The organism is Halomonas stenophila, from assembly GCF_014192275.1.
In the GTDB taxonomy this organism is placed as follows: domain Bacteria; phylum Pseudomonadota; class Gammaproteobacteria; order Pseudomonadales; family Halomonadaceae; genus Halomonas; species Halomonas stenophila.
On sequence record NZ_JACHXR010000016.1, the window covers coordinates 1 to 15,417 of the forward strand.

Here is a 15,417-nt window from a genome sequence, read left to right on the forward strand (position 1 = left end):
GGCACCGCCACCAGCGAGTACTCGGTGACGAAGCCGTAGACCCGGCTGGTGACCAGCGGCAGGGCGTCGGGGCCGAACCAGCCGAAGGTGAAGGCAAGGGCCACCAGGCCGGTGATGAAGGCCAGCGGCAGGCCGGTGACCAGCAGCGCGAAGATCAGGCCCACCAGCAGCAGGGTTCCGTTGGCGATATCCATCAGGCGGTGCCCTCCATGTCATCGGGCTCGGGGGCCGGCTCGCCGCGCAGCGACTGCACCAGGTGCAGCAGCGCCTGCACGCACATGACCGCCAGGGCCAGCAGGATCATGCCCTTCACCAGCGCCGGGATGGGCGGGTTCCAGGAGGTGCCGGAGCGCTCCAGCTGCCACTCGCCCAGCGGATTGTGGGAGGCGTCCCAGAACATCACCGTGGCCGCGTAGGTCATGCCCAGGCAGAACAGGAAGGTCACCAGGTCATTGAAGCGGTCGAGCCACAGCTTGGCCTTGGGACCGACGCTGTCGTAGAGCACCCGCACCCGGATATGCCGGTTGCAGGCCAGGGCCGCGGGGCCGCCGAGGGCGAAGCTCACCCCCACCAGCATGACCACGCTTTCATGCACCCAGGAGGTCGGCGAGCCGAAGGCGTAGCGCATGATGACCTCGAAGACACTGATGACCATGGCGACGAACACCAGCCAGGCCGCCAGGCGGCCACAGGCCATGACGCCGCGATCGAAGGCATTGCGCACCGGATCGACGGGGGCAACCTCGTCAGAGGCCGAGCCGCCCTCCGGGCGACGAGACTCTCGAGTCATGAGACTTCCTCAACGAAAGGGGTGGGCCATCCGCGCGGATGGCCCGGGGCGTGACAGCCGGCCGGCGGCGTCCGCCGGCCGGAAGGCTTACAGCAGGTTGTGGTTTTCCAGGTAGGCCACCACCGACTCGTAGAACTCGCCGGTGATCTCGTTCTTCTCGGCCCAGGTCGCCCACTCTTCCTTGGCGATATTGCGGAACCTGGTGCGCTCCTCCGCCGGCAGGTCGATGATCTCGATGTCCGGGTCCTGGCGCGCCTCACGCACGGCCTCCAGGTCGCGGGTCTTGAGCTCGGCGACCATCTCGTAGGCCAGGTCGTCCACGGAGGTCTCGAGGATCGCCTTGAGGTCCGCCGGCAGGCCGTCCCAGATCTCCTTGTTCAGCGACACCGAGACCATCGGCAGGGAGTGGAAGCCGGGATACAGCGGATAGGGCGCGAACTCGTGCAGGCCCTGGGACTGGTTGGTGGCGAACACCGTATAGTCGGCGGCGTCGATCACGCCCTTCTCCAGGCCGGTGTAGACCTCGGAGCCCGGCAGGTTGACCGGGGTAGCGCCGGCGGCCTCGAAGATGTTGTAGACCATGCCTTCCGGGGCGCGCAGCTTGAGGCCCTGCATGTCCTCGACCGAGCGGATCGGCTTGGTGGACGGCAGCGACTCCAGGCCGGTGGCGGCGGCGCCGATCAGGTGCAGGCCATAGGGCTCGACCAGCTTGTTGTAGAGCGCCTCGCCCCCGGCATGGTTCATGTAGTCGAGGAAGTCGTAGGGGTCGCTCCAGGCGCCGACCAGGTTGCCGATCATGCCGAAGGCCGGATCGCGTCCGGTGAAGTAGCTGGGATCGGTCATGTGGCCCTGCAGGATGCCGGACTCGACGGCCTGCAGCGTCTGGTTGGCCTGGACCACGGCGCCCACCGGCAGGATCTCGATGGCGATGCGGCCGTCGGACATCTGCTCGACGTTGTCCGCCCAGGCCTTCTTCATCTCGAACTGCGGCTCCCCCGCGGTCTCGGAGGTCTGGAAGGTCCACTCGTACTCGGCGGCCTGGGCATCGAGGGCCATGGCCCCGAGGACGGCGACGGTCAGGGTCTTGAGAGGCGTGTTGAACATCATGAGGCTTCCTTTTCGCTTCTTGTTGGGACTTCGAGGGTGGCAAGAGAGGGCATCAGGCCTTCCAGGCCCAGATCCCGGCCGGTACGTTCCAGCACCGTGAGTGCCGCCGCGGCGGCCTGCTCCGGCTGACGCAGGCGAATCGCCTCCATCACCCGGCGATGGCGTTCCATGCTGTCGTGCAGTTCGTCGGCGCTGTGGTTGGAGCGCTCCACCAGCAGCGCGATGGCGGGCTTGAGCACATGGCTGATCTGCGCCCAGACCAGATTGTGCGACGCCGCGAAGATGGCCTCGTGGAAGGCCACGTCATGCTCGTCGTGGGACAGGCCCTGCCAGCGCAGGTCATCCTGCTCCAGGGCCCGGATCATGCCGTCGTAGGCGGACTCGATGGCCAGCAGGTCCGCCGCAGTGGCGTGCTCTGCGGCCAGGCGGGCGACGAAGGGCTCCACGGCGACCCGGAAGGCGAAGATCTCCCGCTGGATACGCGGATTGGGCTGGGCGAAGCGTGCCATCCAGCCACTGACCCGAGGATCGAGCAGGTGCCACTCCTGCAGGGGGCGCACCCGGGTGCCCTGCCCCGAGATCCGGGTCAGCAACCCCGCCGCCACCAGGGTCTGCAGGGCGCTGCGCACCGTGCTGCGGCTGACGCCGAAGCGCTCGCAGAGATCCAGCTCCTTGGGCACGAAATCACCCGGCACGTATTCCCCGCTGAAGATGGCCTCGGCGAGGAAGTCGGCAATATCGGGTCGCGTCGAGCGACGGGAACTATCGGGAGCTTGGGACATGGGGTGCCTTTCGCAGATCGCGGCCCTTGTCGGACCCTATGTTCTCTATGTCGGACATAGGGTCGAACAAATTCGGACTTAATGCCTTTAGACTTTGGTCACCCTCTCGCGCCTTTCACTCGTCGGCCATGCACTGGTCCGCCCCCGGCCCCGACAGGCGCTGTAGCGCCCTGCCCCGCTGCCCGAGGAAGGACAGGGCGACCGTCATGGCCCACCGGCTGGGCTATGATCTTCCTGGCAGTATGAGAAATCTCATGACACCCGGTGCTGGTTCCAGCATGGAAAAGGAGTCGGCTCGTGACAGCGACAACGCGACAGGACGGCCGCCTGGTGCTGGATGCACAGCACCTCAAGCAGCTGCGCAAGCGCCTGGGCTTGAGCCAGGAGGCCCTGGCCCAGCGCTGTTTCGAGCAGCGACTGTGCGTGTCCATCGCCTCGATCAAGCGTGCCGAGGGCGGCAAGCCGGTGCTGTACCGCACCGCCCGGCACCTCGCCACCGTCCACGGTACCGAGGTCGAACGACTCGCCGCCCGCGCGGTCGCCTCTCCAACGACGCCCTCCAGCGACGTGGCGAGTCTGCCGGACGACGTCGAGAGCCGTACGGTCATCCGCCTGAGCGTCTGGGCGGAGGCGTTTCCCGACAGGGTCGCGACGACGATTGCCACCCTCATCGACCAGTTCGGGGGCACCTCCCAGCCCGGGGATGGCAGGTGCCTGGAGGCCAGCTTCGGGTTGCCGCGCGCCTACCGCAGTGACGCCCTGCGCTGCCTGCAATGCGCCATCGCCGTGGCCCGGTTGATCGCCGCCGCCGGGATCGGGAGGGGACGCCTGTGCTGCGACACCCGACAATGGCCGGCGTCCCGGGCGTCCTCGATCGACGGCGATCCCCTGCCCCCCGTGGCCGACGCCGAGATGCCGCCGATCTGGGTCGCGCGAGGGCTGGCGGTGCAGCTCGGCGAGCGCTTCGCCTTCAGCGAGGCGGCCTCGCGAGACTGGTGGCGCTTCCTCCATGCCAGGGACGGTCAGCAGGTCAGCCACTTCGACCTGATCGGCCGCCACCTCGAGGTCAGCCAGCTCAAGGCGGTGCTCGAGACCACGCGGGACTACCAGGTGGGGCACGTGCTCTATGTCCGCGGCGTGGCGGGGATCGGCAAGACCCGGCTGGTGGACGAACTCACCGACATGGCCCAGCAACTGGACGCCGACCTGCACGGAGCCGCCGTCCTCGACTTCGGCAGCCGCAGCGACGAGGGCCCCCTCGCCCAACTGCTGCGCTCGCTGCTCGCACTGCCCGATGCCCCCGATGCCGCGGAACGCCAGCTCCAGGAACAGCTGCGCCGGCTACGGCTGGCCAGTGACCACGCCATGCTCTTTCGCCCCCTGCTGGGACTACCGCAGCCCACGGCGGACGAGCGGCTCTTCGCGGCCATGACCCACGAGACGCGTCTGTCGCGGCAGGGCGAGGCATTACGTGAACTGATCCGTCGCCGGTCCATCGAGCGGCTCCAGGTCCTGGTGATCGAGGATCTGCACTGGGCCGACGATGTGCTCTTCACCCTCCTCGCCACGCTGCTGCAGGAGGTCCGCGACGCCCCGGTGATCTGGATGCTGACCTCACGCCTCGAGCAGGATCCCCTGGACACCCGGCTCCGGCCACGCCTGGCCGACCTGCCCCTGACCCTGATCGACCTCGCCCCCTTGCGCCAGCCCGAGACCGAGGCGCTGGCCGCGCGGTTCGGCAACGCCGATCCCGCCTTCGTCGCACAGTGCGTGACGCGAGCTCAGGGCAACCCGCTGTTTCTGACCCAGCTGCTGCTGTTCCGTCAGGGGGGCGACCTGCCCGCCAGCCTCAAGCACCTGGTGCAGACCAAACTCGACCAGCTGGCCACGGTGGACCGCCAGGCGCTGCGGGCGGCGGCCACCATCGGCCAGCGGTTCGGCCTCGAGGAGCTGCAGGCGCTGCTGCCGTCGCGGGACTATCGTCCCGGCCTGCCGCAGCGCCACTACCTGGTCCGCGAACTGCCCGACGGCAGCTACCTGTTCATGCACGACCTGATCATGCAGGGCATCTACGAGGCCACCCCCCGGGAGCAGCGCGATCGGATGCATCTGCGCCTGGCCCAGCACTACGCCGGCCGCGACCCCACCCTGCGCGCCCGTCACCTGCACAAGGCCCGGGCCCTGGCGGCCCCCGGGGCCTTCCTCGAGGCCATCGAGTCACAGCTTCGCCAGCACCTTCACGCCCCGGCGCTCGAACTGGTGCAACAATGCCAGGCCATCGACTACGCGCCGCGCGACGACTATCGCCTGGCGATGCTGCAGGCCCGGATCAGCAGCGCCATGGGGCTCACCCAGGAAGCCCACACCCATTTCGTGCGCGCCCAGGAACTGGCCACCGACGACGACGCCTGGGTCGATGCCAGCATCGGGCTGGCGCGGACCCTCAACCTGCTGGACGAACTGGATGCCGAGGAGCGCCTCCTCGAGCGGGCACTGGCGGTGGCCGCCCCCCGCGAGGCCCATGCCGCCCTCGCCGACATCCATTACCTCAGGGGCAACATCCACTTTCCGCGTGGCGACTTCGCCGGCGGCCGGGCCTGTCACGAGCGCGCACTGGACGAGGCACGGACCTGCGGCCGGGTCACGGCCGAGATCCAGGCCCTCAGCGGCCTGGGAGACGCCCATTACGCCCAGGGACACATGCTCAGCGCACACCGGGTGTTCGAGCGTTGCGTGCGTCTCTGCCGCGAACATGGTCACGCCGACCTGGAGGCCTCGAACCTGTTCATGCTGGGCACGGCACGCATCTACACCAACGCGACCCAGGCCGCCCTGGAGGACACCCTGGCGGCCACCGAACTGGGCGAGCGGGTCGGCAATCGCCGCGCCGAGATCGTCGCCCGCCTGACGGCGAGCTGGATCCTGCTGTCACAGGGCCACCCCCATCCGGCATTGGCGCATGTCGAGACCGGCCTGGCCCTGGCCAGGGGAATGGGCGCCGGGCGCTTCGAGGCCTTCCTGCTCGAGAGCGAGGCGCGACTCAGGCTCGTCGGCGGGGAGCCGGAGCTGGCGCGCAACCTGATTCGCACCGCCTGGCGGATGGTCGAACGCCATCGCCTGGAACACTTCATCGGCCCCTGGGTGCTGGGCACCCTGGCACTGCTCGAGGATGACGGCGAGGCCCGACGCGGCGCCCTCGACAAGGGGATGGCGCTGCTCGAGCGGGGCTGCGTCGGGCACAACGCCTATCGCTTCCTGATCGCCGCGGCCGAGACCTGCCTGCTGCATGGCGAAGCCGCGGCCGCTCGACGCTATGCCAGACGACTGCGCGCCTTCGTCGCCGACGAGCCCTGTGTCTGGGCAGGGCATCATGTCGAGCTGATCGAGCGCCATGCCGCCTGGCTGGACGACGGCTCGGAGGCCGCCCATCGCTGCCTGCTCGAGCACTGGCGGCGGGGCGTCGACCAGGGGCTCGCCCTGGTGATGCCGCGCCTGGCGCTGCGCGACTACCCGGGCGCGAGCCCCCTCTGACCGCGACCTCTCATTCGCTCCCCAGCAGCCAGCCGACCAGCCGCTCGGACTGTTCCAGGCACTGCTCCTGCAGGCCGGCGCCACGCGTCCAGCCCCCCGCAAACAATAGCGGACAGGACGCCTGCCCCCTCCACCAGGCCTTCGCCGTCTCGGCATTGTAGGCGTCGATGTCACGCTGCGCCTGGAGACAGGCGGCATCGAGCACATTGTGCTTGAAATAGGTCCAGGCCTTGCGCTGCAGCGCCTCGTCGGGTGTCGGCAACTCGTGCTTGTAGCCCGAGTCGTGGGGGCCCTCCGCCATCTGCGTGCGGGTCGCGTCGGGCAGCCGCACCTGCATGGCCTCGGGAATGCCCTCGGGATCCATCACCTTGTCGAGCATCTCCTGGCGCGGGATACGGTTGAGGTCGTCGACCAGCGACACGAAGTACTGGGGCAGCCCCGCCTCGTCATAGTCCGGATTGGCGGGATCGTTCTGGTGGAGGTTGGTCAGGTAGTCGATGCGGTAGGGAAAGCGCGTGTCGCCGGGATCGCGGATCTCGATGTTGTAGGTGCGCCAGACGTTCTTGTTGGGCGGCAGGCGATCGGAGGCGGTGTGGCAGACGGCATAGCTGCGCGTGTAGCGCACCGCCCCGAGGATGGCATCCAGCCGCTCGCGGGCCGGCGCCAGCCGATCGCTGAGCGACACCAGGCGACGCGCATCGTCGGCATGGGTGGCGACGATGGCCAGGTCGAAGGCCTCCGACCAGCCATGATCGTCATGCACCACCGCCCGCTCGGGCTCGAGGCGTACGCCGACCTCGGCATGGCGGCGGATGGTGACTCGCGGTCCCGACCTCTCCGGCGCCACCAGGTACGCCGCCAGGGCATCGAGCCAGCGTTGGGCCCCATAGTCGAAATAGCGCCGCCGGGGCTTCCCGCCCCCCTCCTGCACCCGGTAGTACTCGAAGGGCGCGGCCAGCGGCATCTCGCCCGGGCCCCGATCGTCGGTGAAATACATCGCCGCGATCCGCGGGTAGTAGATCAGCGTGCGGACCGAGGCGACCCGGCGCGGCAGATCGGGATCCTGCCAGTCGATGTCGATGTCCAGCTCATGGGCCGCCGTCTGGAGCATCTCGCGTGGCCGGGCTTCGCAGTCGTCGAAATAGGCGGCGACGGTATAGGCGGGCGTGATGCTGTCGAGCAGATCCAGGGCCGCACGATGCACGACGCGGATCAGGGGCGCCAGGCGGCCGTGGTCGGCGGCCTCCAGCGCGAAGGCCGGATCGGAGACCCCGCGGTTGAGGTAGGTGTCGTCGGTCAGCGAGAGGCGTCCATCGCGGGTGAAATAGCTCTCGGTATCCTGCAGCGGCTTCAGGTGGTCGAGGTAGTCGATCTCGCCCATGATCGCCTCGAGTCGCTTGTAGGTCGCCAGATTGACGTCGTTGACCCCCAGGTCCGCCCAGCGCAGGTAGCGCTGGTCTTCCCCCGACGCGCGGCGCCGGGTTCCCAGGTCGACGACCACGGTCTCGGCGTTGCCACCCAGTGACGCCTTGCGCTCGAACAGCGTGATATCGAGTGCCGTTCCCGGCTCCGAGGCCTGCGCGACCCGGCGCTGCAGGTAATAGGCCAGCGACAGCCCAGAGACGCCGCCACCGATGATGGCGAGCCTCACGATCGCATTGCTCATGGTCATTCTCCCTGTGAGTGAGACGTCATACACAAGGATGAGCGTTTGCCAACCCTACCCGCCCCGCAAGGAATGGCCGGCAACTGATCCCGAACTGATCCTGTTCTCACCGACAGTGCCTGCATCCCATCGCCGAATCGCGCCCCGCGGCGTCGGAGGGGGGCTGGACGGCGTGGTGCATCCCGATCTGATACCGCAAGGAGGTGGCTCAACTGATCCCCGCATGATGCGGAAGTACTGGGTGGCTGATGCTGAAGTATGAAAGCCGGACGGAAATCCGACGGCGAATCTCAACCGCTCCCGAGGGGGCGACCGATCAGGAGACGTTCATCATGGCCACGCAATACCAAGTCAGCATTTCCATGGACAGCGACACCATCGAGAAGCTCAAGAACGGCGGCTTCGCCCTCTACGCCTTCAAGGCGGTCAAGACCGCGAACCAGGGTGGGGCCCCGCTGGTGTGGTTCCAGTCCACGTCCTTCCTCGACAACACCGTGATCACCTGGGACGAGCAGTACCAGGCCTACATCTCGACCGACGAGATCATCGCCAACGGCAAGATCCATGCAAGCTCCAGTGCCGACATCGACCTGGAACAGACCATGATGGTCAGCCAGCAAGGCACCGTCGAGGTGATGCAGGAGGGGACGCCGAGCGCCATCTCGATCAGCAACCTGGGCACCAGCCAGTGGACCTGCGGGATCTCCCAGCAGACCGGTGGCAGCACCAAGCCGATGTGTGCCTTCCCGCTGTACGGCAAGAACCTGGACGTGATCGCGCCGATCGAGAAGGTGCTGCTGATGTTCGCCAGCAATACCGTCAACACCGGCACGGTGATCTACAAGGCCTACAGCTCCGGGGTACTGCTCGACCTGACTTCGGACCAGTCGCGCTCGGTGTCCTACGACATCAACGAAGGCTGGGACTGGGGCGGCAAGTCCTGGGGCCAGTCCGTGAAGGCTCAGGAATCCCTGGTCCCGCTGCTGATCACCTCATAGGCCATCCACGCCGGGTCGGCACCGCCGACCGGCCCATCGCACAGGAGGACGCACGATGTCGGAAGTCCGCATCGCCCCGGGAGCCCAGCACGTCTTCCCCGAGGGCCAACTGGCCGAGAGCCTGGAACTCGAGAATCGCCACAACGTCGGCGGGCCGGTTCGCTACCAGATCGCCGCCCGCCCTCAGGTGAGCATCGACATGACGCCCGACCAGGAGTATCGAGTCCAGGGCATCAACGGCCAGCAACTGACCGTCACCAACGGCCTGCCCAACAGCCTCTACTGCCGCTGGGGCTGAACCTGGCAGACGCCTCGCCACCACGGGCGCCCTCCGGGGCGTCCGTCTCATCGTCGGGAGCCGCCCATGTCGGAGACCTGCCTGGAAATCGAGCTGTCGAACGCGACCCTCGAATCGCTCAGGACCGGGGGCTATGCGCTGTTCGTGCTATTGCCGGTCGTGAGTTCCAACCGTAGCGGCGTGCCCCTGGTCTGGCAGTGCCGCGAGAACTACCTGGCCACCATCCGGGTGGTGATTCCCGAGTCCGATTTCGGCTATATCGCCACCACGACCATTGCCCCCGACCGGACCATCGCCATCGGCAGCCAGACCCCGGTCGCCTGCCACCAGCGGGTCGACGTCAGCGCCTCGGGGGCGCTCTCGACCACCTCCAGCGAGTTGCCGGGCATCTATTTCACCAGCCCCTCGGGGGCCCCGCGCTATACCTGCGGGCTGGCCAGGCGGGGCGACGGGGAGCCGGCCGCCTACTGCGCCTTCGACCTCTCCCCCACCCTCACGGTCTCGCTCGCCCCCTCCCCGGCCGTCCTCGTCTTCTTCGCCACCTCCCGTTACCGCCCGGGCACCTATCTCGAGGCGTCACTCGGCGCGGGTATCTACCTGCCCGTTCCACCGGGGACCACCAGGCGAGTCGACTACGACATCGGCGACGGCTGGCAGGCCGATGCCGTGGCACAGGCGAGCCCGGTGCCGAGCGGCACGCCCCTGGCGGAGCGGCTGCTCGAGCGCCCTTCCCCCGACGTCCCGCTGACCCGAGCCCTTCCGGCTCACTAGCTAGTCGAGCCAGGGCATCAGCGCCTTGCCACACGCCAGCCGGCGATGCAGGTACCGCCGGGTATCGTGCTGGCCGGGCGTGTCATCCCGGGCCCAGCAACGCAGGGTGGCGAGGAACAGCGCGGTCAGGGCGAGCTCCTCGAACCGCGCGCGGTGGCTGCCGTAGGGCGCCGCCAGATGGGCGGCCTGGCGCCACCACTGGATGGTTCGCGACAGGTCGAAGACCATCGGCACCCAGGTGTGGGGATGCGGCAGATGCGCCTTGGTACGCAGCATCTGGATCGTGACGTCACGGTGCTCGGCCAGGGCATCGAGCCAGGCCAGCAGGCAGTGCTCGAGACGCTGGCGTGGCGGCCAGTCGGCGAAGCCGCCGGGCGTGTCGGCGAGCATGGCCCGCCAGCCCCGCAGGAACCAGGCATTGGCCACGTCATCCAGGTCGCGGTAGTGATCGAGGACGCGGGCGGCGGGAATCCCCAGCCGGGCGGCCACCTCGGTCAGGGTGACGGCCGGCCAGCCCACCTCCTCGGCGATCTGCAACGCCGTGGTCAGCAGGCTGTCGGCCAGCTGGCGATCCGGGTCATCGTCCCGCCGGGCATGCACGGGTGTCATGGTCATGGCCATCCCTCCGCTGGCGCATTCGGACGTGCCTGGTTACTACCATAGGCGCTAATCGCCAGGGGCGGCGATGCGGCAGGCTCGACGCAGGCTGCCGGTGGGCAGGGCCACCGGCACGGGGTATCCTCGGGGACGTTTCGCCAGGTGGCGGCGACCGCATGGCGACGCCCGGCGTCGCGACGCCCGACCCAACCACGTCCAGTCCGGCGGGAGATCTGCATGCCCGACAAGCCGATCACGGTGTTCGGTGGCACCGGCTTCCTCGGCGCCACCCTGGTGCGCGAGCTGGTGGAGCTCGGCCGGCCGGTGCGCCTGGTCGCCCGACGACCGGTGAGGCCGGCCTGGGTCGAGCCCGGCGACCCCCTGGAGACCGTCGCCGCCGATATCCGTGACGACGACGCGGTGGCCGCGGCGGTGGCAGGCGCCGGCGCGGTGGTCAATGCGGTCAGCCTCTACGTCGAGACCCGCCGGCTGCGCTTCGAGACCATCCATGTGGAGGGGGCCGGGCGCCTGGCGCGGCTGGCCAGGGAGGCCGGCGTGATCCGACTGGTGCAGCTCTCGGGCATCGGCGCCGACAGCCGCTCGCCCTCGGCCTATGTACGGGCCCGGGCAAGGGGCGAGGCCGCGGTGCTCGACGCCATGCCCAAGGCCATCATCCTGCGCCCCAGCGTGCTTTACGGCCCCGAGGACGCCTTCCTCGCCACCCTGGCCCGGCTCACGCGGCTGCCGGCGATTCCGCTGTTCGGCCGTGGCGAGACGCGCCTGCAACCGGTGCACGTGGTGGACGCGGCACGGGCCATCGCCCACCTGACCGGCGCCGACGCGCCGCGGCGGCGGCTGTTCGAGCTGGGCGGGGCCGATGTAATGAGCTACCGGGAGATCCTGGCGCTGGTGATGAGCCACCTGCATCGTGAGCGGCCCCTGGTCCCGGTGCCCTTCCTCGCCTGGCGGGCGCTGGCGATGCTGGCCTCGCCGCTGCCGAGCCCGCCGCTGACCCGCGACCAGGTCCTGCTCATGCAGCGCGACAACGTGGTCGGCGACGGCGTGGGCACCTTCGCCGACCTGGGCCTCGATGCCCGGTCCCTGCGCGAGGCCCTGCCGGCCTGCCTGCCCGTCGCCAACGCCTGAAAGCGCCGGCGGGAAGGACTAAGCTTCGGGACATGAAACTGTTCACGCTAGAGGCCAGCCGTGCCTTCGGCGAGAAGGTCGCGAGCGCGCTGGGCACCTCGCTGGCTGCCCACGAGGAGCGCGACTTCGAGGATGGCGAGCACAAGGCGCGTCCGCTGGAGAGCGTTCGCGGCGAAGATGTCTACGTGCTGCAGAGCCTCAACGGTGAGCCCCACCAGAGCCCCAACGACCGTCTCTGCCGCCTGCTGTTCTTCCTCGGCGCCGTGCGCGAAGCCGGTGCACGACGGGTCACCGCGGTGATGCCCTATCTCGCCTATGCCCGCAAGGATCGCCGCACCAAGACCCGTGACCCGGTGACCTCCCGCTATCTCGCCATGCTGCTGGAGTCCATGGGCGTCGACGCGGTCATGACCCTCGAGGTCCACAACCCCGCCGCCTTCCAGAACGCCTTCCGTTGCCGGGCCTACCACCTGGACACCTATCGCCTGTTCGCCGAGCGCATCCTCCCCCACTGCGGAGACGACCCGCTGGTGGTGGCCTCCCCCGACCCCGGCGGCGTGAAGCGTGCCCAGGGCTTCCGGGAGATGCTGGAGGCCCAGTCGGGCCGGGGCATCGGCGCCGCCTATATGGAGAAGCGGCGCAGCGAGGGCCATGTCAGCGGCACCCTGCTGGCCGGTGAGGTCGACGGCGCCACCGTGCTGGTCATGGACGACCTGATCAGCTCGGGAGGCACCCTGCTACGTGCCGCCCAGGCGTGCCTGGACCGCGGGGCAAAGCGCGTCATCGGCCTGGCTGCCCACGGCCTGTTCGTGGGAGACGCCGAGCGGGTGATCGCCGACCCGCGGCTATCGAGGGTTCTCGTCACCGACAGCCTGCCGCCGACCCGGCTGCCTCCCCGGGTGGCCGAACGTCACCTGAAGGTGGTCAGCGCCGCGCCGCTCTTCGCCGAGGCCATCCGCCGCCTCCAGTGTGACGGGTCGCTCACCGACCTGCTCGGTGGCCCGGCCTGAGCCCGGCGCGGTTCAGTCCGGCATCGCCCATCGGACGGCCGACTCGGCCAGGGCCAGGTAGTCCCGGGCCTGGGGCTCCCAGGCCTCGGGATCGCGGGGGTGGGGCTCCAGCAGGTGGGAAAGCGCCAGCCGCGCCCGAAGGCAGGCGCGATAGGCGCGGTAGAAGGCCAGCACCCGGGGATCGGGGGTGTCTTCCAGTGCCTGGCCGACTCGCCGGAACAGCCGCTCGCCGATCCAGGCGCCCCCCAGCCGCTCGCACTCCAGCGCCAGCAGGCTCAGCTCGTCGAAGGGATCCACCAGACGCAGATTGCGGTTGAACTCCAGGCAATCGATGACCACCGGCGGCTCGACCAGGCAGACATGCTCGGGGCGCAGATCCCCGTGCCCTTCCTTGATGCGGCCCTCCCGGGCGCGCCGTCCCACCAGGTCCGGGGCCTCGTCCAGCAGACGATCCATACGATCCAGCACCGACGCCACCCGGTCTCCGGGCATCGCGAAGCGGCGATCGGCCATGATCTCTCGGTTCCTTGCCTGTTCCCGGGCGAAACGGGCGACGTAGTCCTCGGCGGGCAGATCCTCGGGAGCGAGCCCGGAGTAGAAGTTCCCGAGCAGGTCGGCGAGCGCATCGATCCGCTCCGGGGCGACGTCGCCCCTGGCCAGGGCCTCGTTCAGCAGGCGATGTTCGGGCAAGCGACGCATCACCACCAGCCAGTCGACGATCCCCTCGCGACTCGACAGCGCCAGCGCCCCGCCGGCACCGCGGCCGAGGGGCTCGACCCCCAGGTAGACATCCGGCGCCAGGCGGCGGTTGAGGCGGATTTCCTCGCGGCACAGAAACTCCCGGGAGGCCAGTCGGTGGCAATCACGGTGCCGGTACTCGACGGGCTTCTTGAGCTTGTAGACGCGCTCTCCCGCCAGGAAGACGAAGGCCATGTGGGTTTCCTTGACCTCCACTTCCCCCTCGCAGTCGGGGTAGGCCTGGGGCCGGGAGAGGTGCGCGACCTTGTCGCGCAGCGGCACCGCCGCCCTGCCGTTATCGGAACCCTCGTGTCTCGGCTTGGCCATCACGTACCTCCGGCGTGCCGATGGCGCCTCACACCTTCTTGACGAACGCCGACTTCAGTTTCATCGCCCCGATGCCGTCGATCCTGCAGTCGATATCATGATCCCCGTCGACCAGGCGGATGTTCTTGACCTTGGTGCCGACCTTCACCACCGAGGAGGAGCCCTTGATCTTGAGATCCTTGATGACGGTAACGGTGTCACCATCGGCGAGCACATTACCGTTGGCGTCGCGAACCACTGGCGAATCGTCCTCGCCTGAGGTGGCCTCTTTGGACCATTCATGGCCGCATTCCGGGCAGACGTACTGCAGGCCATCATCGTAGGTGAACTCGGAAGCACATTCGGGACACGCCAGCATACCATTCATGGTAGGGGACCTCGGATGGGTTGGGGAGCCGGCAAGCCTACAGGGTCGGCCTCGCGGGCACCATATCGGGCTTTCCGTCATGCAGCAGGCCCAGATGCCGATCTTCAGGGCCGCGCTGGATACCCAGCACGAGACCGTGATCCCCAGCCCCTCGCGGGCGACCGCCCGCCCGAAGGCCTGGGGGCTCGGCGAGCACGGGGAGCCCCCGGCATCGACCCTGCCCCGATGGAGCACCAGCGACCACGGCGCGGGCGAGTCAACGGTCGCCCGAGCGGCGATGCCGGGCTATCCTCCAAGGCCGGACGCCCATCAGAAGCAGAGAGGATGCCGATGAGATTCGCGATCATGGGAAGCGGCGGCGTGGGGGGCTACTTCGGTGCCCGCCTGGCCGAGGCCGGCGAGGACGTCACCTTCATCGCCCGCGGCGAGCACCTGGCGGCGATCCGCCGCGACGGCCTGCGGGTCGTCAGCATCAAGGGGGATGTCGCCATCGCCCCGGCCAGCGCCACCGACGATCCGGCCGAGGTCGGCGTGGTCGACGCGGTGCTGCTGGCGGTGAAGGCCTGGCAGGTGCCGACCGCCGCCGAGGCCATCCGCCCCCTGGTCGGCCCGGACACCCTGGTGCTGCCCCTCGAGAACGGGGTGGAGGCCGCCGATACCCTGAGCGAGGTGCTCGGCGAGCCGGCGGTCCTGGACGGCCTGTGCGGCATCCTCGCCTGGCGCGAGGCACCGGGGCTGATCCGCCATGCCGGGGTCGACCCCTTCGTGCGCTTCGGGACGCGCCTGCCCGCGCAACGGGCCGGCGCCGAGCGTCTCAAGGCCGCCTTCGACCGCACCCTCGGCGTCAGCGCCGAGATGCCCGAGGACATCGAGGTGGCGGTATGGAGCAAGTTCCTGTTCATCTGTGCCATGAGCGGCATCGGCGCCATCACCCGCGCCCCGCTGGGAGTGACCCGCCAGTTGCCGGAGACCCGCGGGCTGATCGAGCAGATCCTCGCCGAGATCGAGGCGGTGGCCCGGGCCCGGGGCGTGGCCCTGCCGGCGGATGCCGTCGAGCGCGCCCTGGCCTTCATCGACGGGCTGCCGGCCCAGAGTACCGCCTCCATGCAGCGCGACATCATGGAGGGGCGCCCCTCGGAACTGGAGGCCCAGAACGGTGCCGTGGTGCGCCTGGGCCAGGCCGCCGACGTGGCGACCCCGGTCAATGCCATGATCCATGCCGCCCTGCTGCCCCAGGAGAACTCCGCCCGCGGTGCCAAGGCCGAGACCTGGTAGGCGTCGTCGACGGC

Annotated in this window: 14 protein-coding genes and 1 pseudogene; 7 read left to right on the forward strand and 8 right to left on the reverse strand. The window is 69.1% G+C overall.

Annotation, left to right across the window (positions count from 1 at the left end; genetic code table 11):
* The 4 genes and pseudogenes from FHR97_RS18315 to FHR97_RS18330 form a co-directional block, all read right to left on the reverse strand.
* Window positions 1-194: pseudogene (locus tag FHR97_RS18315) on the reverse strand (C4-dicarboxylate ABC transporter permease); the annotation flags it as partial.
* Window positions 194-790 (reverse strand): TRAP transporter small permease subunit, encoded by a 597-nt coding sequence (locus FHR97_RS18320; protein ID WP_183385242.1) that lies wholly within the window; start codon window positions 788-790, stop codon window positions 194-196. The pseudogene FHR97_RS18315 and the gene FHR97_RS18320, both read right to left, overlap by 1 nt.
* Window positions 791-877: 87 nt before the next feature.
* A complete protein-coding gene (locus FHR97_RS18325; RefSeq protein ID WP_183385243.1) occupies window positions 878-1,897 on the reverse strand; it encodes a TRAP transporter substrate-binding protein in 1,020 nt (339 codons plus the stop codon).
* Window positions 1,894-2,679 (reverse strand): FadR/GntR family transcriptional regulator, encoded by a 786-nt coding sequence (locus FHR97_RS18330; protein WP_183385244.1) that lies wholly within the window; start codon window positions 2,677-2,679, stop codon window positions 1,894-1,896. The genes FHR97_RS18325 and FHR97_RS18330 overlap by 4 nt, the downstream gene beginning before the upstream one ends.
* A 297-nt stretch (window positions 2,680-2,976) precedes the next feature.
* On the opposite strand from FHR97_RS18330, the gene FHR97_RS18335 reads away from it, so the two are divergent.
* Complete coding sequence (locus FHR97_RS18335; protein ID WP_183385245.1) at window positions 2,977-6,210, forward strand: AAA family ATPase; 3,234 nt, start codon at window positions 2,977-2,979, stop codon at window positions 6,208-6,210.
* Window positions 6,211-6,220: 10 nt separating this feature from the next.
* On the opposite strand, the gene FHR97_RS18340 is transcribed toward FHR97_RS18335, so the two are convergent.
* Entirely contained in the window at window positions 6,221-7,876 is a 1,656-nt protein-coding gene (locus FHR97_RS18340; RefSeq protein WP_183385246.1) for an FAD-dependent oxidoreductase, read from the reverse strand.
* 332 nt (window positions 7,877-8,208) lie between these two features.
* Here FHR97_RS18340 and FHR97_RS18345 point away from each other — a divergent pair, with 332 nt between their 5' ends.
* From FHR97_RS18345 to FHR97_RS18355, 3 genes are all read left to right on the forward strand, one after another.
* A complete protein-coding gene (locus FHR97_RS18345; protein WP_183385247.1) occupies window positions 8,209-8,874 on the forward strand; it encodes a hypothetical protein in 666 nt (221 codons plus the stop codon).
* A 55-nt stretch (window positions 8,875-8,929) separates the two neighbouring features.
* The gene (locus FHR97_RS18350; protein WP_183385248.1) at window positions 8,930-9,172 is read left to right on the forward strand and encodes a hypothetical protein; all 243 of its coding nucleotides are present in this window, start codon (window positions 8,930-8,932) and stop codon (window positions 9,170-9,172) included.
* A gap of 66 nt (window positions 9,173-9,238) precedes the next feature.
* Window positions 9,239-9,943, forward strand: coding sequence for a hypothetical protein (locus tag FHR97_RS18355; protein WP_183385249.1), 705 nt, complete (start codon window positions 9,239-9,241; stop codon window positions 9,941-9,943).
* On the opposite strand, the gene FHR97_RS18360 is transcribed toward FHR97_RS18355, so the two are convergent.
* Window positions 9,944-10,558, reverse strand: coding sequence for a TetR/AcrR family transcriptional regulator (locus FHR97_RS18360; protein ID WP_183385250.1), 615 nt, complete (start codon window positions 10,556-10,558; stop codon window positions 9,944-9,946).
* A gap of 219 nt (window positions 10,559-10,777) precedes the next feature.
* Between FHR97_RS18360 and FHR97_RS18365 the strand changes: the two genes are divergently transcribed.
* Complete coding sequence (locus FHR97_RS18365) at window positions 10,778-11,686, forward strand: complex I NDUFA9 subunit family protein (protein ID WP_183385251.1); 909 nt, start codon at window positions 10,778-10,780, stop codon at window positions 11,684-11,686.
* Window positions 11,687-11,718: 32 nt separating this feature from the next.
* Window positions 11,719-12,696: a ribose-phosphate diphosphokinase gene (locus FHR97_RS18370; RefSeq protein WP_183385252.1), complete on the forward strand. Its 978-nt coding sequence runs from the start codon at window positions 11,719-11,721 to the stop codon at window positions 12,694-12,696.
* A 12-nt stretch (window positions 12,697-12,708) separates the two neighbouring features.
* Here FHR97_RS18370 and FHR97_RS18375 read toward each other — a convergent pair whose 3' ends face one another.
* Together FHR97_RS18375 and FHR97_RS18380 are read right to left on the reverse strand one after the other, a co-directional pair.
* Window positions 12,709-13,761 (reverse strand): hypothetical protein, encoded by a 1,053-nt coding sequence (locus tag FHR97_RS18375; protein WP_183385253.1) that lies wholly within the window; start codon window positions 13,759-13,761, stop codon window positions 12,709-12,711.
* A 28-nt stretch (window positions 13,762-13,789) separates the two neighbouring features.
* A complete protein-coding gene (locus tag FHR97_RS18380; protein WP_183385254.1) occupies window positions 13,790-14,128 on the reverse strand; it encodes a zinc ribbon domain-containing protein YjdM in 339 nt (112 codons plus the stop codon).
* A gap of 330 nt (window positions 14,129-14,458) precedes the next feature.
* Here FHR97_RS18380 and FHR97_RS18385 point away from each other — a divergent pair, with 330 nt between their 5' ends.
* Entirely contained in the window at window positions 14,459-15,403 is a 945-nt protein-coding gene (locus tag FHR97_RS18385) for a 2-dehydropantoate 2-reductase (RefSeq protein WP_183385255.1), read from the forward strand.
* Window positions 15,404-15,417 lie beyond the last annotated feature (14 nt).